Annotated in this window: 1 protein-coding gene; it reads left to right on the top strand. The window is 61.1% G+C overall.

Annotated elements, in window-relative coordinates; all coding sequences use genetic code 11:
* Position 1 precedes the first annotated feature (1 nt).
* Positions 2-283: FAD-dependent oxidoreductase (locus tag J4G32_RS21345; RefSeq protein ID WP_210497734.1), on the top strand; the 282-nt coding region annotated here is incomplete at its 3' end.

Raw genomic sequence — 283 nt, 5'->3', positions numbered from 1 at the left:
TATGCGAGTTGTCATCCTGGGGAGTGGCGTAGTTGGCGTGACCAGCGCCTGGTATTTGAGTCAGGCGGGGCATGATGTCACCGTCATCGATCGCGAATCCGGCCCGGCGCAAGAAACCAGCGCGGCGAATGCCGGACAAATTTCACCGGGATATGCGGCGCCCTGGGCGGCCCCTGGCGTACCGCTGAAGGCGATAAAATGGATGTTTCAGCGCCATGCGCCGCTGGCGGTGCGTCTGGATGGCACCCCGTTTCAACTGAAGTGGATGTGGCAAATGCTGCGT

The organism is Microvirga antarctica, assembly GCF_017921815.1.
GTDB classification, from domain to species: domain Bacteria; phylum Pseudomonadota; class Alphaproteobacteria; order Rhizobiales; family Beijerinckiaceae; genus Microvirga; species Microvirga antarctica.
This window is presented reverse-complemented; position numbering and strand designations above follow the sequence as displayed.